The 26,000-nt window shown below is 66.2% G+C and carries 23 protein-coding genes and 1 pseudogene; 11 read left to right on the top strand and 13 right to left on the bottom strand.

Translation table 11 applies throughout. From position 1 onward, the window contains the following. Positions 1 to 87 precede the first annotated feature (87 nt). Complete coding sequence (locus G5C50_RS24420) at positions 88 to 243, top strand: hypothetical protein (RefSeq protein ID WP_165073586.1); 156 nt, start codon at positions 88 to 90, stop codon at positions 241 to 243. Here the strand turns inward: G5C50_RS24420 and G5C50_RS24415 are convergent. From G5C50_RS24415 to G5C50_RS24400, 4 genes are all read right to left on the bottom strand, one after another. Further along, positions 237 to 1,304 (bottom strand): DUF1559 domain-containing protein, encoded by a 1,068-nt coding sequence (locus G5C50_RS24415; protein WP_165073638.1) that lies wholly within the window; start codon positions 1,302 to 1,304, stop codon positions 237 to 239. The two genes, G5C50_RS24420 and G5C50_RS24415, sit on opposite strands and share 7 nt — an antisense overlap. 50 nt (positions 1,305 to 1,354) lie before the next feature. Continuing rightward, positions 1,355 to 1,585, bottom strand: coding sequence for a hypothetical protein (locus tag G5C50_RS24410; protein WP_165073585.1), 231 nt, complete (start codon positions 1,583 to 1,585; stop codon positions 1,355 to 1,357). A gap of 63 nt (positions 1,586 to 1,648) precedes the next feature. Beyond that, positions 1,649 to 5,137: a protein kinase domain-containing protein gene (locus G5C50_RS24405; RefSeq protein WP_165073584.1), complete on the bottom strand. Its 3,489-nt coding sequence runs from the start codon at positions 5,135 to 5,137 to the stop codon at positions 1,649 to 1,651. 71 nt (positions 5,138 to 5,208) lie between these two features. Next, positions 5,209 to 5,844 (bottom strand): sigma-70 family RNA polymerase sigma factor, encoded by a 636-nt coding sequence (locus G5C50_RS24400; protein ID WP_165073637.1) that lies wholly within the window; start codon positions 5,842 to 5,844, stop codon positions 5,209 to 5,211. A gap of 391 nt (positions 5,845 to 6,235) precedes the next feature. Between G5C50_RS24400 and G5C50_RS24395 the strand changes: the two genes are divergently transcribed. Beyond that, entirely contained in the window at positions 6,236 to 7,045 is an 810-nt protein-coding gene (locus G5C50_RS24395) for a Uma2 family endonuclease (protein ID WP_240907347.1), read from the top strand. Positions 7,046 to 7,056: 11 nt separating this feature from the next. Here G5C50_RS24395 and G5C50_RS24390 read toward each other — a convergent pair whose 3' ends face one another. Beyond that, a complete protein-coding gene (locus tag G5C50_RS24390; protein ID WP_165073583.1) occupies positions 7,057 to 7,278 on the bottom strand; it encodes a hypothetical protein in 222 nt (73 codons plus the stop codon). A 667-nt stretch (positions 7,279 to 7,945) separates the two neighbouring features. Here G5C50_RS24390 and G5C50_RS24385 point away from each other — a divergent pair. Continuing rightward, entirely contained in the window at positions 7,946 to 9,052 is a 1,107-nt protein-coding gene (locus G5C50_RS24385) for a basic helix-loop-helix domain-containing protein (protein WP_165073582.1), read from the top strand. 94 nt (positions 9,053 to 9,146) lie between these two features. Here the strand turns inward: G5C50_RS24385 and G5C50_RS24380 are convergent, their stop codons facing one another. Beyond that, positions 9,147 to 10,046, bottom strand: coding sequence for an HAD family hydrolase (locus G5C50_RS24380; protein WP_165073581.1), 900 nt, complete (start codon positions 10,044 to 10,046; stop codon positions 9,147 to 9,149). Between the two features lie 317 nt (positions 10,047 to 10,363). Here G5C50_RS24380 and G5C50_RS24375 point away from each other — a divergent pair, with 317 nt between their 5' ends. Further along, a complete protein-coding gene (locus tag G5C50_RS24375) occupies positions 10,364 to 11,674 on the top strand; it encodes a serine/threonine-protein kinase (protein ID WP_165073580.1) in 1,311 nt (436 codons plus the stop codon). An 11-nt stretch (positions 11,675 to 11,685) separates the two neighbouring features. Here G5C50_RS24375 and G5C50_RS24370 read toward each other — a convergent pair whose 3' ends face one another. After that, positions 11,686 to 12,672, bottom strand: coding sequence for a TIGR01777 family oxidoreductase (locus G5C50_RS24370; protein WP_165073579.1), 987 nt, complete (start codon positions 12,670 to 12,672; stop codon positions 11,686 to 11,688). Positions 12,673 to 12,902: 230 nt separating this feature from the next. On the opposite strand from G5C50_RS24370, the gene G5C50_RS24365 reads away from it, so the two are divergent. From G5C50_RS24365 to G5C50_RS24355, 3 genes are read left to right on the top strand one after another with little or no spacing between them, the layout of a single operon-like run. Beyond that, positions 12,903 to 13,772, top strand: a complete 870-nt coding sequence (locus G5C50_RS24365) for an alpha/beta fold hydrolase (RefSeq protein WP_165073578.1) — start codon at positions 12,903 to 12,905, stop codon at positions 13,770 to 13,772. 3 nt (positions 13,773 to 13,775) lie between these two features. After that, a complete protein-coding gene (olsG, locus tag G5C50_RS24360) occupies positions 13,776 to 14,363 on the top strand; it encodes an ornithine lipid N-methyltransferase (protein ID WP_165073577.1) in 588 nt (195 codons plus the stop codon). Beyond that, positions 14,360 to 15,958 carry a GH3 family domain-containing protein gene (locus G5C50_RS24355; RefSeq protein WP_165073576.1) on the top strand — a complete coding sequence of 533 codons (1,599 nt, stop codon included), beginning with the start codon at positions 14,360 to 14,362 and terminating at the stop codon, positions 15,956 to 15,958. The genes olsG and G5C50_RS24355 overlap by 4 nt, the downstream gene beginning before the upstream one ends. 191 nt (positions 15,959 to 16,149) lie before the next feature. On the opposite strand, the gene G5C50_RS24350 is transcribed toward G5C50_RS24355, so the two are convergent. Both G5C50_RS24350 and G5C50_RS24345 read right to left on the bottom strand, forming a co-directional pair. Further along, positions 16,150 to 16,401: an acyl carrier protein gene (locus tag G5C50_RS24350; protein WP_165073575.1), complete on the bottom strand. Its 252-nt coding sequence runs from the start codon at positions 16,399 to 16,401 to the stop codon at positions 16,150 to 16,152. Between the two features lie 52 nt (positions 16,402 to 16,453). After that, positions 16,454 to 17,995, bottom strand: a complete 1,542-nt coding sequence (locus tag G5C50_RS24345) for an alkaline phosphatase family protein (protein ID WP_165073574.1) — start codon at positions 17,993 to 17,995, stop codon at positions 16,454 to 16,456. Between the two features lie 282 nt (positions 17,996 to 18,277). Here G5C50_RS24345 and G5C50_RS24340 point away from each other — a divergent pair, with 282 nt between their 5' ends. Further along, positions 18,278 to 19,021, top strand: coding sequence for a polysaccharide biosynthesis/export family protein (locus tag G5C50_RS24340; protein ID WP_165073573.1), 744 nt, complete (start codon positions 18,278 to 18,280; stop codon positions 19,019 to 19,021). A 72-nt stretch (positions 19,022 to 19,093) separates the two neighbouring features. On the opposite strand, the gene G5C50_RS24335 is transcribed toward G5C50_RS24340, so the two are convergent. Together G5C50_RS24335 and G5C50_RS32795 are read right to left on the bottom strand one after the other, a co-directional pair. Beyond that, positions 19,094 to 20,461: a cytosine permease gene (locus tag G5C50_RS24335; RefSeq protein ID WP_165073572.1), complete on the bottom strand. Its 1,368-nt coding sequence runs from the start codon at positions 20,459 to 20,461 to the stop codon at positions 19,094 to 19,096. Positions 20,462 to 20,567: 106 nt separating this feature from the next. After that, the gene (locus G5C50_RS32795) at positions 20,568 to 21,710 is read right to left on the bottom strand and encodes a VIT1/CCC1 transporter family protein (RefSeq protein WP_240907346.1); all 1,143 of its coding nucleotides are present in this window, start codon (positions 21,708 to 21,710) and stop codon (positions 20,568 to 20,570) included. Between the two features lie 27 nt (positions 21,711 to 21,737). On the opposite strand from G5C50_RS32795, the gene G5C50_RS24320 reads away from it, so the two are divergent. Both G5C50_RS24320 and G5C50_RS24315 read left to right on the top strand, forming a co-directional pair. Beyond that, positions 21,738 to 23,132: a hypothetical protein gene (locus tag G5C50_RS24320; RefSeq protein ID WP_165073571.1), complete on the top strand. Its 1,395-nt coding sequence runs from the start codon at positions 21,738 to 21,740 to the stop codon at positions 23,130 to 23,132. Further along, positions 23,129 to 24,433, top strand: a complete 1,305-nt coding sequence (locus tag G5C50_RS24315) for an MFS transporter (protein WP_165073570.1) — start codon at positions 23,129 to 23,131, stop codon at positions 24,431 to 24,433. Before G5C50_RS24320 ends, G5C50_RS24315 begins: the two co-directional genes overlap by 4 nt. A 22-nt stretch (positions 24,434 to 24,455) precedes the next feature. On the opposite strand, the gene G5C50_RS24310 is transcribed toward G5C50_RS24315, so the two are convergent. Together G5C50_RS24310 and G5C50_RS24305 are read right to left on the bottom strand one after the other, a co-directional pair. Continuing rightward, positions 24,456 to 24,761 (bottom strand): ferredoxin family protein, encoded by a 306-nt coding sequence (locus G5C50_RS24310; protein WP_165073569.1) that lies wholly within the window; start codon positions 24,759 to 24,761, stop codon positions 24,456 to 24,458. A 142-nt stretch (positions 24,762 to 24,903) separates the two neighbouring features. Then, entirely contained in the window at positions 24,904 to 25,491 is a 588-nt protein-coding gene (locus G5C50_RS24305) for a peptidylprolyl isomerase (protein WP_165073568.1), read from the bottom strand. Positions 25,492 to 25,766: 275 nt separating this feature from the next. On the opposite strand from G5C50_RS24305, the pseudogene G5C50_RS24300 reads away from it, so the two are divergent. Next, positions 25,767 to 26,000, top strand: a pseudogene (locus G5C50_RS24300) (hypothetical protein); the annotation flags it as partial.

The following is a 26,000-nucleotide window of genomic DNA, read 5'->3' as shown; positions in this document are numbered from 1 at the left end:
CTTCGCCGCCCGAATTCTGACACCCCTTTAATGAAAACCTGCGCCCAGGCGACCCTCGCAGGTCATACGGCAGGAGGTCTCAAGTCGATGCTCCTCACCAAGTTGAAGTCCGGCTCGGCCGTTCTACTGGCCACATTCATCATGGTGAACCTGATGAACCCGGCGATCGAGCAGGCGCAATCCTGTCGAGCCGATGGCGTCCCGATCGCCGCCACTTCACAGGGGAATCACACCGCTCAATAACTGGATGCGTCGATCACCTCGCCGCCGTTTCGGGTCGAGAGGGCCTGATAGATGCCCCTGCGAACCACGCCCGTTTCCTTGTACGGACCAGCCGGGTCGAAGGTCAAACCTTGGGGTAGACCAGTCGCTGAGTTCTGTGGCCAGGAGTTGATGGAATCCTTGATGAAGCGTACCGAGCCGTCCATGAAGGCGAAGTTCGCGCCGCCGGGGTGCAGGCTTGAAGCGCTGATGATGTAGGGCGCCTGCCGATCGTCGCCCGTGTTGTTGGCGTTCTGGTCGGCGGCCAGGCCGTCCAGCTTGCGGAACGGGTTCAGCGGATAGAGAGTGCAGAACAGCGTGTCTCCATAGTTGCCCGAGGTCCACCAGTGCCAGCCTAGCGCCGAGTCGTCGTCGAGCATGGAATGGGCTCGCTCGCTGAAGGCGAAGGTGTTGCTCGTTCCGTCCGTGATCGCGGCCAGCGTCACAGCGCTGCGGATATGAAACAACCCGTTCATCACCCCGTCTTGCGGGGGCATTTGCTGCTGGTACCAGTACATCCAGGTCCCGGTGTTGCCCGCGTAGCTGGTGTACCTCATCGTCGTCGCGCCGGGATCCAACAACCAGCCGTCGGGGAGTGTTCGGGGCTCGCCGACCTGGGGATCGCTGGGGCACCAGAGCGTGCCGACCCCGACGCCGCCGACGGTGAAGTTGTGAGCGTTCCCGATGTTCACACTGAAGTTGATCATGTTGAACAAGGGTTGTTGTTCCATGAACGGCAACATGGAATTGAAAACACTATGGGAGCTCAGGATCACGCCGAACGCCGTGCCTGAAGGGTTGTGGGCGTTCACCTGGAACGTCATCCCCATCGGCAGGGCCCTGTTGGCGTCGATGTAATTCTGCGCCGCCAGGGCGATCTGCTTGAGGTTGTTCGCGCACTGAATTCGACGCGCCGCCTCGCGCGCGGCGTGGACGGCTGGGAGCAAAAGCGCGATCAAGAGCGCGATGATCGAGATGACCACCAGCAGCTCGATCAGTGTGAAACCGCGACCGATCGACCCGCGTTGCGACGGCTTCGACATGACACGGCCCTCCAGAATCATCGGTTTCGACGAGTCACGTTCATTCCCACTCAGCGAGCCCTTCGGGCGAACTTCGACGATTTGGCGGGGACGGCCGGCGGCTTGACCGGTCGACTCGGGTTCGCAATCTTCGACTTGTCTCGGAATGAGTTGGAACCCTTGACCGAGATCGAGCCGAGGTTGCCCGGGGAACAGGAGACGCGGGCCGACGTGATCAGCGCTGCGGCCGAAAAGAGGAACAGACCGCAGGCCAGTTTTTGCGAGCCCGTCAGTGTCATCACTTCCCCCTTTCCTCTCCGATGTCAGCGACGCTGATCCGATCGAAAGCCCACGCGGTAGGCCGATCATCGGCCGGCTCGTTCCATCGACGATTCGTCCCAGGACGATCCGTCCCAGATCTTGACGATCCCGTTGTTGTCCCCGGATGCGATCAATCGGCCGTCGGGACTGAAGGCCACGGCCCGGATCTCGTCACGATGCCCCCGGAGAGCGATGAGCTGTTGACCCGTAGAGGCGTCCCAGACCTTGACCGCCTGTTCGGTTCCTCCCGAGGCGAAGCGCCGGCCGTCCGGGCTGAAGACCAGCGCTCGAGTCATGAATTTATCCGACACCAGAGGTTCCAACTGCCGCCCGGTGGAGAGGTCCCAGATCCGCACGATCGGCGAGTCCGACAGCTCGAACAATCTTCGGCCGTCGGGACTGAAGGCCACGGCGAGCGCATCGTCGGCGTGCCCCTCGAACGTGACGGGATTCCCTCCCGTTCCGGCGTCCCAGATCTTGACCATAGGCCCCGTGCAGGCCGCGATCTTCCGGCCGTCGGGGCTGTACACGGCGGAAAGAACTCCGTTGGGAAGATCGGAGAACGAACGAACGCGCTCTCCCGAGGCCACATCCCAAACGATAACCTCCTGGCCGGGGGTGAACTTCTCGCCGCCGCCGGAGACAAGCCGCCGTCCATCGGGGCTGAACGCGACGCTCCAGACGAGCGCCTGATGCGCTCGGAGCGAGTGGACGATTTCCCCCGTCGCGGCGTCCCAGATGTTCAACTCTCCGAGTTGGTTCGTCTTCTGCCAGTCGCCCGCCGCCGAGGCGACCCGCGTTCCGTCCGGGCTGAAGGCCACGGCGTTAACCGGTTCTCGATGGCCTTCCCAGACGGCGAGGAGACGGCCGGACGGCACATCCCAGTGCCGCAAGGTCCGGTCTCCTCCCGCGGTGACCAGCCGGCGACCATCAGGACTGAAGGCCAGGCTGGCCACAATATCCCGCGATGCGGAGATGGTTCGCGCCTCGGGGCTTCGCGTCGCATCCCAGACTCGGACCGTTCCGTCGTAACCGGACGTGAAGAGTCGGCGCCCGTCCGGACTAAACACGACTCCGAAGAACCCCCCTCGATGGCCGCGCAGGGTGATCTCCTCGTCGCCCGTCGCGGGATTCCAGACCTTGGCGGAGCCGTCGTCGCTGGTCGAGGCGATCCGTCCGCTTTCGGGGCTGAACGCCACCACGTTCACGCAGCCCCGATGGCCGCGGAACACGAGCCGCTCGCGGCCGTCGGACGCATCGTGGATCCGCACTGTCGAGTCGTACCCCGCGGTCGCGATCAGCCGACCATCGGGGCTGAACTTCACAATCATCAACGGTTTCGTATGCCCACGAATAGCGAATCTCAATTCGCCGGTCTTCGAGTCCCAGATACGCGCTTCGTTGTTCGGCCAACTGGCGGACGATTCATCAATCGACCCGACGACCGCCGCGAGGCTGGTCCCATCAGGGCTGAAGCAGGGAGACATCACTCCCTGGGATCCCGTCGAAATCGAGAGGAGCACGTCTCCCTTCTGAGCGTCGCATATTTTGACCCACCGCGGCTGACTGATGGCGCCGCTGGCCACGGCGATCCTTAGGCCGTCCGGGCTGAACGCAACCGATGACGCGCCTCCCGTCTCCAGAGGAATACTCAGGACGTTTCGCCCCGTCGCGACTTCGTGAACCTGCACGCGATCGATCAGAGTCAGCTTTCCGCCCGTCGAGGCGATCCGTGAACTATCTGGACTGAAAGCCACGGAAAAGATGTCGTGAAGGTGTGCGGGGAGCGTCCAATGCTCGCGACCCGTCTCTGCGTTCCAGACTCGAAGTCTTTTGTCCGGATTCGCCCCGCTGGCGATCCAACGCCCATCCGGACTGATCGCGAGCGCCTCAATCCGGGTTTGATGCGCCTGGATGATCATGAGTTCGGCATGGCACTGCCGTTTGAGATAGTTCCATTCCCAGTCCCGTCGTTCGGGGGGGCACTCGTCGAGCATCTGTTCGGCGCGGTGGGGAGTATTGTCGTTCAGCTCGCGGTCGGCGAAGAGTACGCGGTTTTCATAGAGGAAGGTTCGCTCCCGGGCGAAAGCCTCGTCCTTCGCGGCGTAGGCGGCCTGAAGCCGCGATTGGTAGGCGAGGGCGACCCCAAGGCCGACGAGGGTCAGCAGGGCGATCCCGCTGACGCCGATCATCCCCGCCGCCGCCGGGTTCCGCTTGCACCACCGCCAGACCCGTTCCAGACTCCCCACCCGCCGCGCCTGGATCGGCTTGCCGATCAGAAAGTTCTCCAGGTCGTCGGCGAGCGACTGGGCCGTCGGATACCGCTCGGCGGGTTCCTTGGCAATCGCCTTCAGGACGATCGTCTCCAGGTCGCGCGGGATGGTCGGATCGGCTTTCCGCGGGGGAGGCGCGGGTTCGTGCAACACCTTCTCGATCAGCCGGGCGCGAGTCGCCGCCTGGTGCGCGGGGCGGAGGGTCAGGAGTTCGTAGAGCGTCATCCCCAGGCCGTAGACGTCGCTCCGCGGGTCGGACCAACCCTCGAACCGCTCGGGGGCCATGTACCGGAGCGTCCCCACGATATCGCCGGTGCGAGTCAGGCCGTCGCTCCCCTCGACCTTGGCCAGTCCGAAGTCGGTCACCCAAATCTCCCCCTCGGCGTCGAGCAGGAGGTTCGACGGCTTGATGTCGCGGTGCAAGATCCCTTGCCCGTGGGCGTGCGCCAGCGCCTCGGCCACCTGCATTCCGATCCGCGCCACCCGGCGGTGGTAGCCCGGCTCGGTCTGGCCTGAGAGGGCCGAGCCGTCCTTTCCTCTCGTCGAGGTCGATCGGCCGTCGCGGGCCGCATCGACGCGAAAGTCCGCCGAGACGTCCCCATCCACGTTCCGGCCCGTCAGGAGCGATCGAGCCGCGGCGCGAGACCGGTCCGTGTCGCCGACGGTCGGGGCGTCGGCCGAAACCGGCTTGGCCGCGGGAGCGGCGGGGAGGAGCCGCCGGAGATCGTTGATCACCGCGTCCAGGCCGCAGCCGTGGATGAATTGCATGGCGTAGTAGTGGACGCCGTCGCACTGGCCGATGCCGTAGACCGGAACGATATGGGTGTGGTGCAGCCGGGCCGCCGACCGCGCCTCGAGCTGGAATCGCTCCATCTGGACCTCGTCGATTCGCACGTGCATGGGGAGCACCTTGAGCGCGACGTAGCGGCCGAGCGACTCCTGGATCGCCTCATAGACCACCCCCATGCCGCCCCGGCCGACCTCGCCCAGGATGCGGAACTCGCCCAGCCGATCGAGCTTGGGGGAGTCCTGGGCGCTGCCTCCCTCCCCGAATCCTCCCGTCGAATCAAGGTGTCCCGGCTTGAGCTGCTCCATCATGACGAGCGCCGGGAACAGGTCGCGGATCTGCTCGGCCAGGTCGGGATGACGGTCGACGTACTCCGTCAGCGCCGGCCGCTCGCCCCGTCGGTGCCGCGCGACGAATTCCTCCGCCATGCGGTCGAGCGGATCGCGATCTCGCGAGGAATCGCCCGTGGACATGACCTGGTCCTGAAAAAGGGGGAAGCGGGACGCTCCACGAAGTAGGTTTCCGTTTCGATCCGTCGTTCGGTTCAGGGCTCGAAAAACCCTGGCATGGTGGCCATGACGTCCCTGAGACGTTTCAAAGCTCGAATGTAGCGGTTGCTCGCCGCGGTCTTCTCCAGACCGAGAACCCGCGCCGTCTCGGAGTTGCTGAGTTCCTCGAAGTGACGGAGCGTCAAGACCTCGCGATCGATCGGGTCCATCTCATTGAGAATGGCTTGCAGACGGAGTTGCATCTCGGCTCGCTGAGCGGCCTGCGTGGGGGAGGTCAGCTTCCCGAGGAGTAACGCCGCCAGCGACACCGAGGTGGCCTGCGGGATAGGTCCTCGATGAAGCGACACCTCCTGCCCGACGTCCCGCATCTGGGTCCCAAGATGCCGGCGGTGGACGTGCAGAAGCCTCTCGCCCGTGAGGAAGCGGAGCCAGAGGAACGCGGGCATCGCGGGGTCGCGAACGTATTCCCCGGCGCGCCGGAGCACTTCCAGGTGCGCCTCCTGGATCACATCCGACGGATCGACGCGTCCCTGAAGCCGCCGGTCGAGCCGAAGGCGCACCATCCTCTTGAGGCGGTCCCGGTGCCTGGCGAAAAGCTCAACCAGGGCCCCCTCGTCCCCCTCCTTGATCCGACATAAAAGGCGCGAATCGGTCGCCGAGTTGTTGTTCATGCCCGGATCACCCATCGTTATCAAGCCTGAAGAGATAACTACGGGCGGGTTCGGATCGTCCACAATTTCGTGGAGATTATCACGGCTCTTCATCGCCGTCACTTCGAAACATTTAACAAAGTATCCCGAAACATCGGTTTTATCTCGGCTTTCACCAGGAGCAGACGCTTTCGGCGGGACTTCTCGGTGGCTGTCGTCTAGCCCCGGCCAACGCCGACCGACCGCTCGGGTGCCCCGATTCGTGGGGGCTGCGGCCATGATCAGCGCATTGCAAGGGCGCGGAAGGCCCAGCAACGGCGGCGACCGCGCCGAATCCGCGTGGCGTCCCCGTCTGAATTGTGCTATCCCTTGAGTGAACGCCTGAACCCAAGCGACGCTCGGAGGCCCGGCCGTGAGCATTGCCAAGTCCACGCCGCCGCTGGTCCTGATGGACCCGCCGTTCCTCGATCCCTACGACCCGAGGTACCCTGACAGCGACGGCAAACCGATGGCCGACAATTCCACGCAGTTCAACTGGATGGTGACGATCAAGGAAGGACTCGAAAGTCTCTTCGAAGACGACCCCAACGTTTTCATCGCCGGCGACATGCTCTGGTACGCCGTCGAGGGGGATCCGAAGCAGTGCATGGCCCCGGACGTCATGGTCGCCTTCAACCGCCCCAAGGCCGACCGGCACTCCTACAAGCAGTGGTGGGAAGGCTCCCCGCCGAACGTCGTCTTCGAGATCCACTCGCCGAAGAACACGAAAAAACAGATGGAGCGCAAGCTTCAGTTTTACGACGAGCATGGCGTCGAGGAGTATTACTACTACAAGCCCAAGACCGGCGACCTCTTCGGCTGGCGCCGCAACGAAGCCGGCCTGCAATCCATTCCCCGGATGGACGGCTGGCGGAGCCCCCGCCTCGGCGTGACCTTCGAGGCCCCCCGCCGCAAAGAAGCCCTGGTCATCCACCGCCCCGACGGCCGCGTCTTCGAGACCTACCGTGAACTCCACCACCGCGCCGACGCCGAGGCCCGCCGCGCCAACGAGGAATCCCATCGCGCCGACGAGGAAGCCCGTCGCGCCAACGACGAGGCCCGTCGCGCCCTGGAGGCCTCGCGCCGCGCACAATCGGCCGAGGAGCGTGCCGAAGCGGAAAGGCAACGCGCGGATCGTCTGGCGGCCAGGCTCCGCGCGTTGGGGCTCGAGGACGACGAATAACCGATCCTGATTTACTTGTCGGCTTCCAGGACGACGGAGCCATCGGCGTTGGTTGAGTTGATGATCCAGACCTTTCCGTCCTTGTCGCGGACGACCTGTCCCGCGGTGCCGTCGGGGAAGGTGCCGACGGTGACTCGCCGCTCGCCTCCCTTGTCGAGGAACCGCAGAAAGCCCTGGCCGTCGCTCGACGTCTCGGACGCCACGCGGACGTTGCCCTCCTGGTGGTTGCTCATAAACTTCCTTGAGAGCGATCCGGATACGCTCGGTCCCCTTCGGGTCCGGAAGGCTATGGGACTCGACGCCGACCTCGCCCGTGGTGATCTGCATCCGCGGCTTGCCGTCCTTATCCCGGATCGTCATCGATTCGGCCGAGACCTCGCGAAAGGCACCGTCGTTGTCTTGCGCGGCCCCGACCAGGAACGCCGCGTCTGCCAGACTCACGAGCGCCGCCGTCGTCGCCGAGCCCCGTCGCCTCAGCCCCCGATTCGCCGCCTCCAGCCTGTCGAGTCGGGTCGCCGTCAAGTCCAGGGACGCCTGAGAAACCGCCGCCATTCGCAACTCCAGTCGAAACGGCCCGTCTTTTCGCAAGCGCCGTCGAGGTCTGGCATGTTGAATCTCGAAGACGTCGATCAGGCCGAGGAATCTCGCAAGGCGATCACGCCGAATCGTCCGGCCCGGGGAGATTCTCATTCATTTCCGGACATGCTTCTTGGGATTTCGTACGAATGGAGGAGAATCCCTGGAGGCCTGCTCGCGTGACTCGATCGCCCGGCTGGAGGAAGCGATCAAGGTTTCGCTCGGGTTCCGCGGAGCGTTTCAAATCGCACGACGCCCGGCGTCGCGCCGAACTCACGCATCATTCATTTGATCACGATTTAAACCGTGAAGCCTGGAGACGACATGCTCAAGCGACCTGGATTGACGTTCGGCCTTTGCTGCGTCCTATGGTCCATGCTAGGGGTTTCGGCCCGGGCGCAGTGGGGTTTTCCCGGCGGGTTCGGCAATTGGGGATGGGGAGGCTGGGGCGGCGCCACTGCGGCGGGGGATCAAGCGAGAGGTCTCGGGGCGTTCGCCCAGGGGGCGGGCTTCTACAACAAGCAAAGCGCTATCGCGGATTCGATCAACACGGATACGGTCATACGGTGGAATGAATACGTCCACGAATCGCAGAGGCAGGCGAACCAGGCGTATCTCCGTCGAATGCAACGACGACGCGAGAACACCAATCTGCAACTTGATCAGATCCGCAAACGGCTGCGGGACAATCCCGAACCGCGCGACGTCACTCAAGGCGACGCGTTGAACGTCGCCCTCGAGGAGATCAACGACCCCAGGGTCTACGCCAAAGCGCTTCGCGCGGCGCAGGTCAGGATCGGAGCCGACGTCATCCGCGAGATTCCGTTCCGCTACAACGCCGCCGCGATCACGGTCGGTCTCCATCAACTCGCCACGGGGGATCGGCCCGCTCCCTTGCTCAGGCCCGAATTCACCGCCCACTTCGAGGCCATCCGATCGCTCGATCAGAAAATCCTCGATCAGGTCGAGAAGGACGACGCCCCGGACCCCGCGACCGTTCGCGAACTCCTGGAAGCCCTCTACAAGACCGAGGACACGGCTTTGGGGATCTTGCCCCCGAACAGCATCGAACTCAAACAGGCGGACCGTTACCTGAAAGCTCTACACGGCCTGATCGCGATGCTCAAGGCCCCCAATATCGAGTCCTTCGTGTCCGGCGTCGGCAAGCGTCCGGACGCCACCCTCGGCGATCTGCTGAGCTTCATGAATGCGTTCAACCTTCGCTTCGGCGTGGCCTCGACTCCCCGCCAGCGTGAGGTCTTCAACGTCCTTTATCGCCAACTCTTGCAACTTCGCGACGAGGTCAATCCGCCGGGCGGATTCATGGCGGCCGTCGCGAACGCTCCCGGCGCCATGAGTTCCTGGGTTCAGAGCTTCTTCACGGGCATGAGCTACGACGACCTGCGGAAGGCCGCGCCTCGGCCTCGGTAAGCGATCGAGAGCGCCGACCGATCGGGTTGCACCAGAAGCGGCCTCCTTCGCCAGGCGCAATCCGAGCGGTCGCCGCTCTCTCGCCGCAGTGAACTCAGACCGTCTTCCACGGCGGCGTGGTCGGCAGGAGGGTCTGGAAACGGGCGACCTGGGCGTCCATGTAAGCGCCGGCGTAGTCGCCGTTGAGGAACTTGGGGAGAGCTTCCTCGAAAAACCGCTGCCACGACTGGTCCTCGTAAACCGGATCGATCGGGTAGAAGAGGACGTTGTTATCGAAGGCGGCCTTCATGTCGCCGGGGGCGTCGCCGATCATCAGGATCTTGTTCAAGTCGTACTTGCCGACGGCCGCCAGCGCCAGGTGTTCCTTCTTGCTCCCCAGCTCCTGGCCGGCGATCAGGCCGACGTAGGGCTTGATCCCGTTCTCTTCCCACTCACGCTCGAGCGCCTCGCCCGGCGTGGCGGAAACGACCATGACGTCGGCCTTGTCCTGGAGGCACTCCAGCGACTCGCGGACGTAGGGGAACGGCGGAACGTCGTGGACGATCTGGGTGACCGTCTTGTTGACGGCCTCGCTCCACTTCAGGGCCAGAGTCAGGTCGGCGTCGTTGGTCTTGGCGACCTCGGCTTTGAGGGTGGGGTTGGAGAGCTTCGTCTCGCGCTGGATCCAGGCTCGGACGCCTTCGAGCGCCGGCATCTTGAACCGCCGGGCGACGACCTCGGGCCGGTTCATCACCAGGTCGAAGGCCATGGTGAGCGCCGGGAAGCGGTTGATGCCCCGCCAGTGCGAGTACAGGTTGACGAATTCGGCCGCCTCGCGGACGTACTTGGAGATCGCCGCCAGGTCGTAAGCGTCGATGATGTTGGGGATGAAGCACTCTTTATGCTTCACCTCCATCGTGTCGAACGCGCAGCCGTCGCTGTCGATCCCGATGAAGAAATCGTGGCGCCGGGGGAAGTCTCGCAAGGCCTGCTGGGGGTCGCTCGGCGCCGACATAACCGAAATTCCTTCCGTCTTGACAGGACGTCTGCCCAGAAACGTCTTAGATTAGGCTCGGGAGAGGTTGCGCCGTCGAGCAGCGAACGCGCGCGGTGAGCCTCGATGGTAGCCCCTGCGGGAACGAGCGTCCAGGGTGGGACGCCCTCCGTCGACGCTTCGTCAGAGGCGAAGCGTCGCAACCCGGGCAGGCGAACGAAGATTGAGGGCGCTCTGAACTTTTGATACCCTAATCAGGTGCGATCATGCGTCCGAACCCGAGCAGGACCGTAGGGACGACGCGGCGGGACGGCGAGGCCGGGGGAGTGCGTATGGCGATGGCGAGCCCCGAAATCCCGAGGTCCGACGGCCGAACGCCGGCCGATCTCCTGCCGGTCCTCCAATCCTCGGGGATCCTCTCCGACCGCCAGTTCGAGGACGTCTGCGGCCGGGTCGCCACCGGCGAATACCCCTCCGCCCCCGTGAAACTGGCCGAACGCCTGATCCGAGACCGATTCATCACCCCCTATCAGGCCAAAAGGCTTTTGGCCAACAAGCCTTACGGGATGGTCGTCGGCCGATACGTGATCCTCGACCGGATCGGGGCCGGCTCGATGGGGAGGGTCTACAAGGCCCACCATCAAATGATGGACCGGGTGGTCGCCCTCAAGATCATCGCTCCGGAAATCGCCTCCAACGACCGCGTCGTGGCTCGCTTTCAGCGCGAGATGAAGCTGGTGGGCCGGCTCGACCACCCCAACGTCGTCCGCGCCTACGACGCCGACCGCGCCAACCGCGTCCTCTACATCGTCATGGAGTACGTCAACGGCGAGAGCCTGGGCGACCGCCTCCGTCGCGGGCCGGTCCCCGCCGCGGAGATGATCGACTACGCGTCGCAGGCCGCGCTGGGGCTGGCCCACGCCCACTCCCAGGGGATGGTCCACCGCGACATCAAACCGTCGAACATCCTGGTGGGGGACGACCGCAAGGTAAAGATCCTCGACCTCGGCCTGGGCGTCCTGATGGAGGCCGACGACGGGGCGACGTTCGCCACGGCTGACGGCATCGCCGTGGGGACGGTCGACTACATGTCCCCCGAGCAGGCGCTGGGGAAAGACGTCGACGGCCGCAGCGACCTGTTCAGCCTCGGCTGCTCCATGTACCACCTGATGACCGGCAAACACGCCTTCCCTGGCGCCTCGCCGATCGACCGCCTGGGACGCCGGATCAGCAACCCGCACATTCCCATCACCGAGTACCTGCCGGACTTCCCCTCCAACGCCCAGCGCGTGCTGGACAAACTCCTGGCGTTGAAGCCTCAGGACCGCTTCGAGAACGCGACCGAAGCCTCCGAGGCCCTCCAGGCGTTGATCCGCCCAAAAACTCGCAAGCCGACGCCCGCTCCCCCCCCGTCGCCGCCGTCGCCTTCGCTCCCCCCCGACGACTCTCTCCCCGAGCCCACGCCCCCCCCGGCCGTCGTCGCCGTCTCGACGGTTCCCCCGCCAGCGCCGGCCGTCCGCTACCCGCAATGGTTCGCTCCCCTGGCCTCCACGGCCGCCGAACGCCCAGCCCTGCTGCTCTCGGTGATCCTGGCTGCTTTCGCCGGGACCTTCGCCGCTGGAGTCGCGGCGGGTTATCTGCTGAAGTAATTCCCTTGGGTTCAATGGGCGATCGACGCGGACCCGGACGGGAGAAATACGTCCTCGAGAGCCTCGGCCAATTCGGGAAATTGGAAGGCGTACCCCAATTCCGCAGCCCGGCGCGGGATCACGCGCTGGCCTTTCGTGACGACGCTGGCGACCTCTCCGAGCACCAGGCGGAGCAGGGCGTTCGGCGGGCCGATCGGGAGGAAGACCCGCCAGGGGGCGTACGGTTTCCAGAGGACGTTCGAGAGCGCCCGGGAAAAGTCGGCGTTCCGGACGGGGTTGGGGGCGACCCCGTTGATCGGACCGACGGCGTTCGAGTTGCTGAGGGCCATTTCGAGGATCCCGACGACGTCGTCGACGTGGATCCAGCTCATCCACTGAAGTCCCCGCGCCGGGCTGAAAGGGCCGTCGCCGCCGACAGGGACGCCCGGGCCGAGCTTGAAGAGCGGCGTCATGGTCTTCAACGCCCCTTCACCGGGAGCCAGAACCACGCCGATCCGCACGACCGCCCGGCGCACGCCCAGGGCGTCGACGCCCGCCGAGGCGTCCTCCCACTCGCGGCAGACGACGGCCAGGAAATCGGTCCCCGACGGTGCCGACTCCTCCAACACTTCGTCATCCTTCGGCCCGTAGTAGCCGATAGCCGACGCCTGAACCAGGACGCTCGGCCGCTTCTTCGCCGCCGAGATCGCCGTAACGACGTTGTCGGTCGAATAGACTCGGCTGTCGCGGATCTTCCGTTTGACCTCTCCGCTCCAGCGCTCGCCGAAGACGCTGTGGCCGACGAGGTTCACGACGGCGTCGCAGCCGTCAACGGCCTCCCGCCAACGGCCGAGCGTGGTGGGATCCCCCTGGACGAACTCGAAGTCCCTCATCGAGCGATCGCGGCGGAGGGCGTCGGTGTGACGAGACAAGACGACGGGCGTCCCGCCTTTCTCCAGCACTCGCCGGGCGAGCCTCCTCCCGATGAGCCCGGATCCGCCCGTGATGAAGACGCGCATGAAAGGATCTCAGGCCGACGAGACGAGGACCAACCGATGTGGCTTGACCTCATCCTCCCGAGCCGCCCACGGGAACGTCAAGAAGGGGGAACGACGAAAGAGCCGTTTCAGACTCGTGTGGGCTCCGCGAATTCGTCGTGAACCCGCGCCGCATGCGCTGGCCCGGCATGGGAGTTCGTGATAGGTTCGTCGCATGGCGGCCGATGGTCCCGAAGGAGTCCCCAACCACCATGCCCCCCCGCGTGCTCAAATGGATCGACCTCCCCCGCCCGAACCTCCGGAGCGGGTCTCGCACGCCCCTGGTGATGGTCAACGGTCTGGCCGAGCAGGCTGAAAGCTGGTTCGCCAACAAGCGACAGCTTTCGCGACGGTTCGACGTGAGGACTCCCGAGATCCTCACTTACGACTCCGACGACCTCCATCACTGGATCGAAGCCGGCAACGAGGTGACCGTCGACTATCTCGCCGGCCGGCTGGCGGCTTTCCTGGAAGGGGCGCGAGTCAACGCTCCTTACCACCTCGTCGCGTCGAGCCTGGGCTGCCAGGTCGCCCTGACGTACGCGGTCGCGAACCCTTCGAAGGTCGGCCGGATGGTCCTGCTCTGCCCCTCCGGATTTCACGGCGACGAGAACATGCCGATGATCGACGGCGTCCGCCGCAGCCGCTACGACAGCCTTGTGGGCTCGGTCTTCCACAAGCCCCGGTTCGCCGACGACCGACTCATCGCGGCCTACGAGCGAAAGTTCCAGAACCGGCGCTGGAAGAAAGGGGTCTTGAAGACGCTCCGGGGGACGGTCGGCCACTCGGTCGCGGACCTGCTCCCCAGAGTCGTCAATCCGACGCTCGTCGTCTGGGGGGCCGACGATCAGGTCCTCTCGGACGTCCCCGGTTCGATCCTCGCCGCGAAGCGAATCCCCAGCGTCCGCCAGGCCGTCGTGGCCGACTGCGGGCACGCCCCCCAGATCGAGAAATCTCGAATCATCAATCAGATGATCGTCCGCTTCCTCAACGATCGACTGGGCCCGATCCCGCGCCCGCTCGACGCCAATCGGTTCCTGGCCGCCCGCGAGGCCGTCCCCCTTCTCCGCTCCCCCTCCTGATCCATGAGCGATTTCATCCTGTTCCTGGGCAAGTTCCTCCGACACGGGACAGCCATCGCCAGCCTCGCGCCCAGCAGCCGATGGCTCGCTCAGGCGACCGTCTCCAACATCGACTGGAGCATCCCCAACGTGATCGTCGAGCTGGGCGCGGGCACCGGCCCGATCACCCGCGTCCTCGCCGAGAGATCCAGCCCCGTCGATCGAGTCCTGGTCGTCGAGCGCGACCCCGACTTCGCCAGGATGCTCCGCGACCGATTCGGCGGCCTGCCCAACCTGGAACTGATCGAGGGCGACGCCCGCGACCTGGCGGGCATGCTGCACGACCGAGGGATCGACCGCGTCGACCATGTCGTCTCCGGCCTGCCGACCCCCTCGCTGCCGAAGGACGTTCAGCGGGAGTTGATCCGGGTGGTCGGCCAGGTTCTCAAGCCCGAGGGCACGTTCAACCAGATCACCGAGATGCCCTGGGTGTATCGCGGCCTCTATCGCAGGCTGTTTGAGGACGTCCAGTTCCATTTCGAGCCCCGGAACTTTCCACCGGCCGGCGTCTACATCTGCCGGGGCGTTCGGCCCCCCGTCGAGGCCTTATGAACGCGACAGCCTCTCTCACCGCCCTCACCGGATCGGTCCCAGCCCGCAGGCTCGTCAACCGGGCGTTCCAGGTGCATGCCCGGGCCCGCATGCACAGGCTGGCCGCGATCGACCCGATCCGCGAACAGGAGCGGACGATCCGGCGGCTCTCCGCCTTCGCCCGCGAGACCCGCTTCGGCCGCGACCACGGCCTGGGCGGAGTCAGGTCGGTCGAGGGCTTCCAACGACGCGTTCCGATCCGGACCTACGAGGAGATGTGGGCCGACTATCTTCGCGCCCGTTATCCCGTCTTTGACAACCTCGCCTGGCCCGGACGCATCCCTTACCTCGCCCTGACCAGCGGCACGACTCAGGGAGCGACCAAGTACATCCCCGTCTCGCACGAGATGGTCCGCTCGAATCGCAAGGCCGCTCAGACCGTCACCGCCGCGCACATGGCGGCGCGGCCGGGGTCGCGACTCTTCGAGGGCCGGATCTTCTTTCTCGGCGGGACGACCCAGTTGGAAGAGCCCGCTCCGGGCGTCCGGCAGGGGGACCTCAGCGGCGTCGCGGCGATCGAGCTGGCCGAGGCGCTTCGGCCCTACACGTTCCCGCCCCTCGACCTGGCCCTGGAATCGGACTGGGACCAGAAGCTGGAGCGGCTCGCCTCGCGGAGCATTCGCGAGCGGATCACGCTCGTCAGCGGCGTCCCCAGTTGGCTGTTGATGCTCTTCCGTCGCGTGCTCGAAATCACCGGCGAGTCGACCATCGCCGAGGTCTGGCCGCGCCTCGAGTTGGTCGTCCACGGCGGCGTGAAGTTCGCCCCCTACGAGGCGAGGTTCCGCGACGTGGTCGGCTCGGACGCCGTCCGGCTCCAGGAGACGTATCCCTGCTCCGAGGGCTTCATCGCCTTCGGCGACCCGGAATCAGGCCTGCTCCGGTTGCTCGTCGATCACGGGATCTTCTATGAGTTCATCCCCGTCGCCGAGTACCAGGAAGGGGAGCAGCCGAAAACGCGGCACTGGCTGGGAAACGTCCAGACGGGCGTCGACTATGTGATCGTCGTATCGACGTGCGCCGGGATGTGGGGACACGTGATCGGCGACACCGTCCGCTTCGAGTCGCTCGACCCTCCCCTGCTCCGCTTCACTGGCCGGACGAAGTACACCCTGTCGGCCTTCGGCGAGCATCTGATCTACGAGGAGGTCGAGGCCGCGATCGCCGAGGCGGCTGATGCAGAACGGGCGAGCGTCCGCGAGTGGCACGTCGGCCCGGTGTTCGGCGACGCCCTGGGATTCCATCAATATGTGATCGAGTTTGAAAACTTCCCTGACGACGCAGCGACGTTCCGGGAACGGCTCGACGCGGCCCTGCTGCGGCGAAACGACGACTACCGGTCCCATCGCGGGCCAGGCTCGGGCTTCCCGACGCCCGCTCTGATCGCGGCCCGGCCGGGAGCCTTTGAGGGCTGGATGCGGTCGCGTGGAAAGCTCGGCGGGCAGCACAAGGTCCCACGAATGGACGCGGGCGGCGCGCTGACGCGGGACCTGGTGGAGTATCTGCGGGGGGCGGGGATGGTCGTCGAGGAGGTTCCGGCGGGCGTGATACCCGTTTGAAGCCGTGAACGGTCTTCCCCCCTCGCGGGGGAAGACAGATCGCGAAGCGATCAGATGAGGGGGACGACCGGCGTCGGATAAGCATCCGGCGGTCGCTCTGAACGCGAAGCCGATCCCCCCTCATCCGGCCCTTCGGGCCACCTGCCCCCGCGAGGGGGGAAGGCCGCTATGGACCGATCGGACCGGGCTCGTCAGGCCGCCTTCTTCTCAGCGACGAGATCGGCGATCTGCTTGATCGAGTCCAGGTGCTCGACGCCCGCTTCGTGGGCTTCGACGGTGATGCCGAACCGCTCTTCCAGATAGACGACCAGCTTGAGCGTCGTGATCGAGTCGAGGATGCCGCCGGTGATGAGCGGGGTCGATTCGGTCAGCTCGGACGGATCCTCGCCTGGCAGGAACTCGGTCAGGATGAACGTGTGGACGTCTTTCTGGATATCTTCCATGTCAACCTCTTGTTGAGTCGGGAGAACGAGGACGGAGTGGTCGTGAATCCCTTCAGGCACCTTCAATGATCGCGGCGAGAGCGGGCCGGCGGGCCGACGACAGGGGCTCGTCGAACGCCTCTTGCAGCACCCGGCCCTCCATGAACGAGGGGACGTCGAGGCCCAGCAGCGTCAGGGCCGTCGGCGCGAGATCGTGCAGCTCGGCCTCGAGCGAGTGGCCCGGGCGGACGCCGGGGGCGTCGATCGCCAATACGCCCTGGACGTAGTGCGTGGCCGGCAGGCCGGGGTCGGGCATCATGATCGTGTTGCGATAGCGCTCGGACCACTTGGCCTGGGCCTGGTAGCCGTCGGCCGAGAGGGCGAAAACGTCGGGCATACCCTCGTCGGCTGGGTCGACGCCGAAGCGCTCGGCCGTGGCGTAAACGTCGGCGAAGAGCCGGTCGCCGGTCTCGGGATCGCGGGCGTCGGCCATCATCGTCACGATCTCGTCCAGCGCGCGATCGGCGGCGGCGCCCGAGACGGCCTCGCGGTTCAGGAAGATGTTGCCGCAAAGCTGGCCGAAGGGGGCGAAGGCGACCGTCCGGGACCAGTCGCACGAGATCTGGCCGTCGATCGGCCGGATCTTCGTCGGCGCCTTCCCGCCCGGCTCGCGAAGCGCCCGCCAGCGGCGGAACCGCTCCAGCAGACGGATCGCCCGGTAGCGGAAGCGCGTCCCATAAACCCGCGTGCGCTGAAGGCCCGCGGCGCGGAGCATTCCGTTGACGTTCACCAGTTGCCGGCAGGGCCCGAAGCCGTGGTCGGAGACGACGACTACCGCCGCGTCGCGATCCGCGGCCAGGTCCAGCAGCCGGCCGATGGAGGCGTCGAGCGCCCGGAGCGATTGCTCGACGGACTCAGTGAAGCCGGCCTCGCGGACGCCCGTGTCATCCACGTCGAAGTAGGGCCACATGCGATGCTGGAGGCTGTCCAGGTTGTGGTAGTGGACCATCATGGCCGTCCAGTCCACGCGAGCATCGGCGCGGTAGGCGGCCTCGGCCTGGGCGGCGAAGATCGCCGAGCAGCGGCGGGCCTGTTCCATCGCCTCCTCGGCCGTGCGCGGGCGACGCTTCCAGACGAGCTTGTGCGTGTAGTCGGGGACCTCGTCCCGCAGCAGCCCGTCGAACTCCGGACACTGGGCGAAGGCCTCGTCGCGATCCGGGGAATCGGCGCCTCCGACCAGGATCCCTCGGATCTTCGGGGCGGGGTAGGTCAGCGGCAGGCCCAGGCTGACGATCGAGCGTCCCTGATTCGCAAGAACTTCCCAGATCGTCGACCGGCGGACGGTCGCCGCGTCGTGCTCGCGGATCGTGCCGTCGGAGTGGTCCAGATAGTTGAAGTCGTGAACGCCGTGCGTCAGAGGCGTGCAGCCGGTGGAGAACGACGTCCAGGCGACGGGCGTCACCATTGGATCGGTCGATCGCAGGCCGCCGACGGCGGAGCGACGCCAGAGAGCGGCGAGGTTGGGCATCCAGCCGCGGTCGAGGATCGGGTCGAGCGCGGCGCGCGTGCCCCCGTCGAGTCCCACGAAGAGCACGCGCGATGGAGTCGATGGCATGGGCAGACGCCTCGGCTTGCCTCGCGGTTCCGGCCGGCCCGATCCCAGGGGATCCGCCGAAGTCGCCGTCCTTGCCGATTCGACGGGCCGAAATCCGAATTCGAGGCGGTCGGACACTAGCCTTCCGGGATTCTTTCGTCAACGCCGAGTTTCCTTCGAGGCCCTCGCCGCTCCTGGCCGATCCCGACTTTCAGCGACGCTGGGCCGCCCTCCTGAGACGCGACCTGCGCTGACGCAACACGGATGGAATCGCCTTCGGCCTTCCTCAGAGGTGACTGGCACATGGACGCACGGACGCCGAAGGCCCCCAGCCTCGGACGGGCGACGATCGTCGTCGGGACGACCGCAGCCTTGCTGGCCGCGCAGCCCGGCTGCTCGTCGCTGAAGTCCCGGAAAGAGGCCGACCGCGTCCCCATTCGCGGCGTAATCGACCCTGACCAGCCCCGCGAGCTGGAAAAGACGTCGATGCCCCGTTACGTCGTCGAGCCCCCCGACGAACTCGACGTGACGGTCAAACCGAGCCTCTCCGACTGGACCATCGGCTCGTTCACCGTCCAGCCTGACGGCGTGATCGACCTGGGCCTTTACGGCGACGTCTACGTCGCCGGCCTGACGCTCGAACAGATCGAGGCGAAGGTCGCCGAGCAGCTCATGCTGGAAGCCCTCAGCCGGGGCCAGAAGCCGACCGAGCCCTACCGCGTCTCGGCCCGGATCAGCAACTCGCAGAGCAAGTATTACTACGTGATGGGGACCGTCGCCTCTGAGGGCGCCTTCCCACTCAAGGGGAACGAGACGGTCCTCGACGCGATCCTCAAGGCCGGCCTCAAGTCGAACAGCCTGCCGGAGAAGGCGTATCTCTCACGCCCTCACCCCAACGGCGGCCCCGAGCAGGTCCTCCAGATCGACTGGTGCGGCATCAAGGAGCGCGGCGAGACCCTCACCAACTACCAGCTCTTCCCCGGCGACCGCATCGTCGTCCCGGGCACGCGGCCGCCCAGCATGATCGCCACGCTGCTGGGGCGTTGATCGAGCGCATGCGAAAGGGCCGAGGGTCTTCCCCCCGGCCCCTTGCGTTTGGGTCGGCTCGTCGGACGACGCTCAGACGTCGATCCGCTGAGGCATGTCCAGCACGGGCGTCTTGAGGCCGGCCGTGTAGAGGACGTAGTAGAGGATGAAGCCGACGATGTAGGCGGCCACCGGCGCGGCGGGGACGGCCGGGATCGCCGGGGCGACGGCGTGCAGGTTGGGCATGACGCCGACGAAGAAGCCAACCGCCCAGGCCACCCAGCCGGCCGGGTTGAAGCCGGCGCGGGGGCCGCTCCAGCGATAGCCGTTCAAGATGTAGTCGGCCGTCATGGCGCCGCAGATTGGGCCGAACGAGGCGCCGATGATGCCGAAGACGCTCGGCAAGTTCGCGGCCAGCCCCGTCACAGCCAGGATAATGCTGACCACGGTGCCGATCCCGACCGAGACCAGCGGGTTCACCTTCGGCATGACCGTCTTGAAGCTGTTCGCCGCGATGAACGACGAGAAGCAGGCGCCCGGGAACGAGGCCAGCGTCAGGCCGATCATGATCGCCTTGTACAGGCCGCCCGTGAGCTTCACGTTCAGGGCCGCGGTCATCAGGTTCTCGGTCTCCGGGATCGCGCCGGTGGCGCGGGCGCCGGCGACGACCAGGAGCGAGATCCCGGCCGTCAGGATGATGGCGACCACCACGCCGATCAGGCCGCCCATCTTGACGTCGTTGGCGTCTCGGCTGTTGGTGCCGAAGTCGACGCCCGCCGCGCCGGCCGTGCCGAAGAAGCCGACGATCGCGCCGATCATGCCGAAGAGGGCCGCCATCCCGCCGCTGCTCCCCTCGACGACCACGCCGGGCTTGTAGCTGAACGCCGACGCCCCGAAGTAGGCCAGGCCGACGATCAGGACGACCAGCGGGATGATCGGCAGAAACGTCGCGACCTTGGCGACGTACTGAATGCCTTTCAGTCCGACGAACGCCGCGACGACCGTCCAGACCACCGCCAGGGCGTAGAACATGTTCTTGTCGCCGCCGAAGCCCTGCATCAAGGCGTCGGCCGAGCCGTAGGCGTTAACCCCCAGCCAGCCGAACTGGAGCGCTCCCATCAGGAAGCCCGGCATGATCAGCCCGCCGATCGCGCCGAAGGTCGACGTTCCCACCACATAAAGAGGCAGGCCCGTCTTCATGCCGAGCAGGCCGGGCGCCAGGTAGAAGAGGAAGTGGCAGATCAGGGCGCCGACGACCACGCCGCCCAGGCTCGCCAACAGGCCGCCGACGCTCAGGCCGTTGCCCGACATCGAATTCCAGAAGACGAACCAGAGGAAGATCCCCGCGAACGTCGGCGCGGTGTTCGAATACCAGGGCGCCCGGTTCGCCGGCGGATTGGGCGTCGCGCTGGCGATGTAGTCGGGGAGCGGGCTCGACGTCGGGATGGTTTCTGTGCTCATGACGGCCTTCGAATCGTCTGGACGTGGGGAGGCGGGACGGTGGCGACGACGGTGCAGTAGAAGCCGCCCGGAAGGCGCTGTCAAGGGACTACCCAAACCCCCAGGCTCAGGAGAAACTCCGGGCGATCAGGAATGCCGCCAGGGCCGCCAGCCCGCCGATCGTCGCGGTCTCCAACGCCCCCCGGAACGGCCTCAGGCCGGTGATCCGCCCCTTGACGTATCCGAAAATCAAAAGCGCCAGCAAGGTCACGACAACCGAGACCGCCAGCGCCCCGTACGTCGACTGCATCAGCATGTAAGGGCCCAGCGGGATCAACCCGCCGACGATGTACGAGCCCCCGATCGTCGCCGCGCTGACCAGCGCCCGGTTGGAGGCCGGCCGCTCCAACCCCAGTTCGAACCGCATCATGAAGTCGACCCAGGCTTCGGGACGGTCGCGAAACGCGTCGAGGATCGGCTCGATCTGATAGGGGTTCAGGCCGTATTCCTCAAAGATCGCGATCGTCTCCGCCTCCTCCAGCTGGGGGAAGTTGACCACCTCGCTCACCTCGCGGCGACGTTCGCGGTCGTAGTAGTCGGCCTCTCCCCGGGCGGCCAGGTATCCTCCCAGGCCCATCGCGATCGAGCCGGCGGCGACCTCGGCGAGCCCCGCCGTCACGATCAGGCCGTTCCCCTGCACGGCCCCCGTCAAGCCGGCCGCCAGTGCGAAGGGGACCGTCAGGCCGTCGGCCATGCCGATGACCACGTCGCGCACGGCGTCCCCGGCGAGGAAGTGCTCCTCGGCGTGGGTCCGGTCGTTGCCGGAAGACCGATCGTCGTCCGCACGCTCGGGGTCAAAGCCGTCCATCTGCGGGGCGCTCCGGGTTCGAGCGTCGACCTCGAACCAGTTGTCGTAGTAGTAATGCCCACCCTTCGACCAGGCGATCAGGCTGGCGGCGAAATAAGCCGGGATGAACGCTCCCCCCCAGCGCTCGACCTGCCGGACGTGGACCTGTTCGTGGGGGCGCAACTCGTCGAGCCACCAGGCGTCGTAGCCGATGATGACGTGGCCCAGCGTCATGGCGCCGAAGCCGAGCTTCGTCGCGAGCCAGGTGGAAAATCCGCCGTGGAATTCGAGCACTCCCTGGCGGACGCGCCCTCGGCCGCCCGTCGCCAGGGTCAGGGCGCCGGCGAGGAGGCCGACCAGCGTCGTCGGCGCGGCCCAGGCGTAAACGAGGATTCGCGACGCCAGGCTGCGCTCCCTTCTCATCGGGCTCCTCCGACCGGGACGGCGGTCATGGTAGACTATGTCCTTTCCGCCGCGACGACTCAAGGCCCCGGACCGACGACGACCGTGACCTCTCCAACATCAACCGAAGCCTCCCCGCGCGAACTCCCCCCCGTCGTCCGCGAGCTGCTCGACGCGCCGACGCCGAAGCCCCACGGCTGGGCGACCACCCTCGCCCCGGCCTTCCTGGGCGTCGTCGTCTGGTTCCCCCTGCTGGACGGCTTCGGCCAGGCCGGAGCGTCGAGTACGATCCTGGTTCGCTGGACAACGGCCTGCATCACTCTTCTGATCGGCTACGCGCTGATTTACCGCCCCCTCGCCGGCCTCGGCCTTCGCGAGCGGAAGCGGCTCCCGGTCGTCGCGGCCGGAGCTTTGGGAGCCGACGGCGCCGAATGGCTCGCCGGAGTGCTTTACGGCCTGTTCGCGGCCGTCTGGGGATCGGTCGCGATCGGGTACTCGGTGCGGATGACCCTCGACGGCCTCGTCGCCTGGGGATTGCTGGAACCAGTGGCGGCGAGGCCGGAAGGACCGCTCGTCCTGACCGCGCTGGCGTTCTGGACGTTCATCATCGTCTCGGCCGTCGGGGTCAACCTGACGGGCGCGATCGTGGCGATGATGAAGATCTACTGGCCGTTCGCGGGGCTTCTGCTCGCCGGTGCGGCCGGCTGGGCCGTCTGGAGAGGAGTCCCGTGGGGAGGGCGAACCGCTGGGGGAACGCTCCTGGACCTGCATCTGTTCCAGTACGTCTTCTCCGCGCTAGCTTTTCCACTCCTGATGGCCGTCGAATGGGGAGGGGCGGTCAGGGATCGTCGCGACGTGCGGATGGGCGGGCTCGTCGGCTTCCTGGGATCGGGGGCGGTTGCGTTTCTGGCGGCCTCGATTCTGGCGGCGATCGGCGCGGGCGGTTCGATCCGAGCGGCTCTGACGAGCCAGACCTTCGGACCATGGGCCGGCGGTGGGCTGTTGCTGTTGTTCGGCCTGGCCTCACTGGCCCCGGCGGTTTACGCGGCGGATCTCTTACGAAGCCGGTTCCGCCGTCACTGGCCGGCGCTCGGCAATCCAGACAGCGCATTACTCGGGTTCCTCATCCTCTTCATCCCCGGAGCGTTAGGCCTGGCGCACCGCATTGAGACGATCGCCGAGGTCTCCGGGGCTTTCTTCGCTCCGCTGGCGGGTCTGCTTGTGGCCGAGTCCCGCCGACAGCCCACCTCAATACGTCCGGGCTGGTCGACCTCTGGGCTCGTCGCCTGGGGCGTCGGGGTGCTCTTCGGGCTGTCGCCGATCTTGGCTCAGACGGTGGGCAACGCCTGGCCCGCGTCATTCCCACCCGCGTCGTTCCTGGGCGCCTCTGCGTCGGTCATGCTCTACCAACTCCTCTCGCCGCCCGCGAAGGCCCAGCCATGACGGCCGAGGCCTCGCCCGCCGAGGTCCCCTCGACGCCTCGGCGGGGGATGTTCGAGTCGCTCTCGATCCGGAATTACCGGCTCTTTTTCATGGGCCAGGGGATCAGCCTGATCGGGACCTGGCTTCAGGCGGCGGCCGTGCGCTGGCTGGTGAACGAGCAGACCGGCTCGACCGACCGGCTGGGGCTGCTGGAGATGGCCAACCTGATGCCGGGCCTGGTCGTCGGCCTCTTCGCCGGTGCGATTTCGGATCGTGTCGCCCCAAGAGCGATGATCCTGGCGATGGAAGTCTGCCAGATGGCCTGCGCGGTCGTGCTGGCGACGCTCGTCCACCTGGACGCGATCTCGTTCTGGCAGATGGCTCTGATCCTGGCGACGGCCCGGATCTGCGTGACTTTTGAACTGCCCAGCCGCCAGATCTTCCTCTACGAACTCGTCGGTTCGAAGAACCTGACGAACGCCATCGCCTTGAACTCGGGCCTGTTCAACGCGACGCGGGTGATCGGTCCGGCGCTGGCCGGGATCGGCTTTGCGACGCTGGGGGCGGCGGGGTGCTTCACCCTGAACGCGGTCAGCTACCTCGCGGCGATCGGCTCCGTCCTGGCGATCCGGACAGCCGCGCGGACGCGGACTCCCGGCGGCCGGGGCGCGGCGGTCAACGACGTCCTGGCGGGCCTGGCTTACCTCAAGGGGGAGCCCAGGGTCTCCTTCCACCTGGCCCTGATGGGGTTCTTCGGCCTGGTGGGGATGGGGTACGAGGCCATGATGCCGGTCTTCGCCCAGAGGATCATCGGCGTCGACGTCGGCGGCTATAGCGTCCTGCTGGCTTGCGGCGGGGCCGGGGCGACCGTCGGGGCCCTGACCGTGGCGAGAATGGGGGACGGCGTCCGCAAGGAGCGGATGATCGCCTTCGGGATGATCTGGTTCTCGCTCTTTCTGCTGGCCGCCTCGCTCTATCCGCTCTGGACGTCCCCCGACTGGCCGGAGCTGGCCCGGCTGGTCTGCGGCGGCGGGTGCCTGTTCGGGGCCTGGTTCGGGGCGGCTTTCTTCTATTCGTCGACCCAGACGCTCATCCAGCTCACCATCCCGGACCGGCTCCGAGGGCGAATCATGGGGGTCTGGATGGTCGTCTTCTCCGGCTCGGTGCCGCTGGGAGCCCTCTGGACGGGCCGCGCGGCGAGCCTCTGGGGACTGCGCCCGGTGATGACCACTTCGGCCCTGGTCTGCCTGGCGGCGGGGCTCGTGCTGCTGGCCGTCCGCGCATGGAACGACCCCGAGGGGAGTCCTCGGGGTCGTTCATGAGTCGGAACGAGGGTCGGAGGCGTCAGGACCGCTTGCGGCTGGTGTCGCAGTCGGGAGCTTCCAGGGCGTCCTTCTTCTCGTTGATGTTCGGGCTCTGCTTGGACATGTCGGCGTTGAGTGGGGTGAATTCCTTCCACTCTTCCGGCAGGTTGTCCTCGTGGAAGATGGCCTCGACGGGGCACTCGGGGACGCAGGCCTCGCAATCGATGCATTCGTCGGGGTGGATGTACAGCATCTGGGCCCCCTCGTAGAAGCAGTCGACGGGGCAGACCACCACGCAATCGGTATACTTGCAATCGAAGCAGGGCTCGGCGACCACGTGAGCCATTTCCAGGAACCTCCAGCAGCGCGAACGTTATATGTAAACCGAGGGCGGCGACGCCATGGTCGCAACCCTCTAAGTTCGCAATCTTATGGGACGGCGTCCCCGGGGGTCAAGGGAAGCTGGAAGCCCGGGCGACATGGCGGCGTCACGGGTTCACGCGCTTGACCGCCTTGATGTACACCGGCTTGACCGGAACGTCGTCGTATCCGCCCTTGGAGGTGGTCGGAGTTTTGGCGATGGCGTCGACGACGTCCATCCCCTCAACCACCTTGCCGAAGACCGCGTAGCCGCCGCCGTAGGTGTCGAGGCGGGGGTTGTCGGCGTGGTTGATGAAGAACTGGCAGGTGGCCGAATCCGGGTTGTTCGTCCGCGCCATGGCCACGGTCCCGCGGGCGTTCGAAAGACCGTTGCTCGATTCGTTCTTGATCGACGGGTGGACGCCCTGGGAGGGGTCGCGCTTCTCGTTCATCTTATCGTCGATCGCGCCCCCCTGGACCATGAAGCCGGGGATGACCCGATGGAAGGTCGTGTTGGCGTAGAAGCCCTCATCGACGTACTTCAAGAAGTTCTCGACGCTGATCGGGGCCTTGTCGGCGTTGAGCTCCAGGACGATCTTGCCCGCGGAGGTGTCCAGCTCGACGCGGGGGAACTTGTCGGCGGCGCGAGCGGCCGACAAGCCGAAGGCCAGGGAAAGGCCGAGGATCAATGAGAGGGTGCGTCCGGTCGCGTTCACGTGGCCGTCTCCGTAATGCGGGTCGTCAAATCGCCCGGGCCGCCGAGGTTTTTCGCGTCCGGGCGCTGGGAACTCGATCCCGACAAGCTATCACGGCCCAAAGCCCCCTGTCGAGCGAGCCGCTCCACGAGTCGCACGGTGGTTCCATCCGCACATCCGGATTCATCGGACGGCATGGGGCGTGAAAGTCTCGATATTCGGAATCGTCCCCCTCGTCGCGGCGATCGTCCCTTTCAGGTGACATTCCCACCGAAACGATCGAGGAGACTCCTCCCATGCCCGCTACCGAGGCTCAAATCCGCGCCAATCGTGAGAACGCTCAGAAGTCGACCGGCCCCAAAACCGAGGCCGGCAAGGCGAAGGCGCGGATGAACGCGTTGAAGCATGGGATGCGGTCGAAAGCGCCCGTCGTGTTGCCGCAGGAGGATCCGGCGGAGTTGGAAGCTCGGCTCCGGGAGTGGGTCGAGGAGTGGCAGCCGGCGAACGTGATCGAGCAGGCCTTGGTCGAA

The sequence above is a fragment of the Paludisphaera rhizosphaerae genome, from assembly GCF_011065895.1.
GTDB classification, from domain to species: domain Bacteria; phylum Planctomycetota; class Planctomycetia; order Isosphaerales; family Isosphaeraceae; genus Paludisphaera; species Paludisphaera rhizosphaerae.
The sequence above is the reverse complement of the archived record's forward strand: the minus strand, read 5'-3'. Positions and strand labels throughout refer to the sequence as shown.

Excerpts from the sequence above, each read along its gene's own strand:
- G5C50_RS24345 (WP_165073574.1), bottom strand. The coding sequence starts at position 17,995 with ATGCCATCGACTCCATCGCGCGTGCTCTTCGTGGGACTCGACGGGGGC.
- G5C50_RS24355 (WP_165073576.1), top strand. The coding sequence starts at position 14,360 with ATGAACGCGACAGCCTCTCTCACCGCCCTCACCGGATCGGTCCCAGCC.
- G5C50_RS24320 (WP_165073571.1), top strand. The coding sequence starts at position 21,738 with ATGGTAGACTATGTCCTTTCCGCCGCGACGACTCAAGGCCCCGGACCG.
- G5C50_RS24370 (WP_165073579.1), bottom strand. The coding sequence starts at position 12,672 with ATGCGCGTCTTCATCACGGGCGGATCCGGGCTCATCGGGAGGAGGCTC.
- G5C50_RS24310 (WP_165073569.1), bottom strand. The coding sequence starts at position 24,761 with ATGGCTCACGTGGTCGCCGAGCCCTGCTTCGATTGCAAGTATACCGAT.
- G5C50_RS24415 (WP_165073638.1), bottom strand. The coding sequence starts at position 1,304 with ATGTCGAAGCCGTCGCAACGCGGGTCGATCGGTCGCGGTTTCACACTG.
- G5C50_RS24365 (WP_165073578.1), top strand. The coding sequence starts at position 12,903 with ATGCCCCCCCGCGTGCTCAAATGGATCGACCTCCCCCGCCCGAACCTC.
- G5C50_RS24340 (WP_165073573.1), top strand. The coding sequence starts at position 18,278 with ATGGACGCACGGACGCCGAAGGCCCCCAGCCTCGGACGGGCGACGATC.
- G5C50_RS32795 (WP_240907346.1), bottom strand. The coding sequence starts at position 21,710 with ATGAGAAGGGAGCGCAGCCTGGCGTCGCGAATCCTCGTTTACGCCTGG.
- G5C50_RS24420 (WP_165073586.1), top strand. The coding sequence starts at position 88 with ATGCTCCTCACCAAGTTGAAGTCCGGCTCGGCCGTTCTACTGGCCACA.
- G5C50_RS24405 (WP_165073584.1), bottom strand. The coding sequence starts at position 5,137 with ATGTCCACGGGCGATTCCTCGCGAGATCGCGATCCGCTCGACCGCATG.
- G5C50_RS24375 (WP_165073580.1), top strand. The coding sequence starts at position 10,364 with ATGGCGAGCCCCGAAATCCCGAGGTCCGACGGCCGAACGCCGGCCGAT.
- olsG (WP_165073577.1), top strand. The coding sequence starts at position 13,776 with ATGAGCGATTTCATCCTGTTCCTGGGCAAGTTCCTCCGACACGGGACA.
- G5C50_RS24380 (WP_165073581.1), bottom strand. The coding sequence starts at position 10,046 with ATGTCGGCGCCGAGCGACCCCCAGCAGGCCTTGCGAGACTTCCCCCGG.
- G5C50_RS24390 (WP_165073583.1), bottom strand. The coding sequence starts at position 7,278 with ATGAGCAACCACCAGGAGGGCAACGTCCGCGTGGCGTCCGAGACGTCG.
- G5C50_RS24350 (WP_165073575.1), bottom strand. The coding sequence starts at position 16,401 with ATGGAAGATATCCAGAAAGACGTCCACACGTTCATCCTGACCGAGTTC.
- G5C50_RS24315 (WP_165073570.1), top strand. The coding sequence starts at position 23,129 with ATGACGGCCGAGGCCTCGCCCGCCGAGGTCCCCTCGACGCCTCGGCGG.
- G5C50_RS24335 (WP_165073572.1), bottom strand. The coding sequence starts at position 20,461 with ATGAGCACAGAAACCATCCCGACGTCGAGCCCGCTCCCCGACTACATC.
- G5C50_RS24385 (WP_165073582.1), top strand. The coding sequence starts at position 7,946 with ATGCTCAAGCGACCTGGATTGACGTTCGGCCTTTGCTGCGTCCTATGG.
- G5C50_RS24400 (WP_165073637.1), bottom strand. The coding sequence starts at position 5,844 with ATGAACAACAACTCGGCGACCGATTCGCGCCTTTTATGTCGGATCAAG.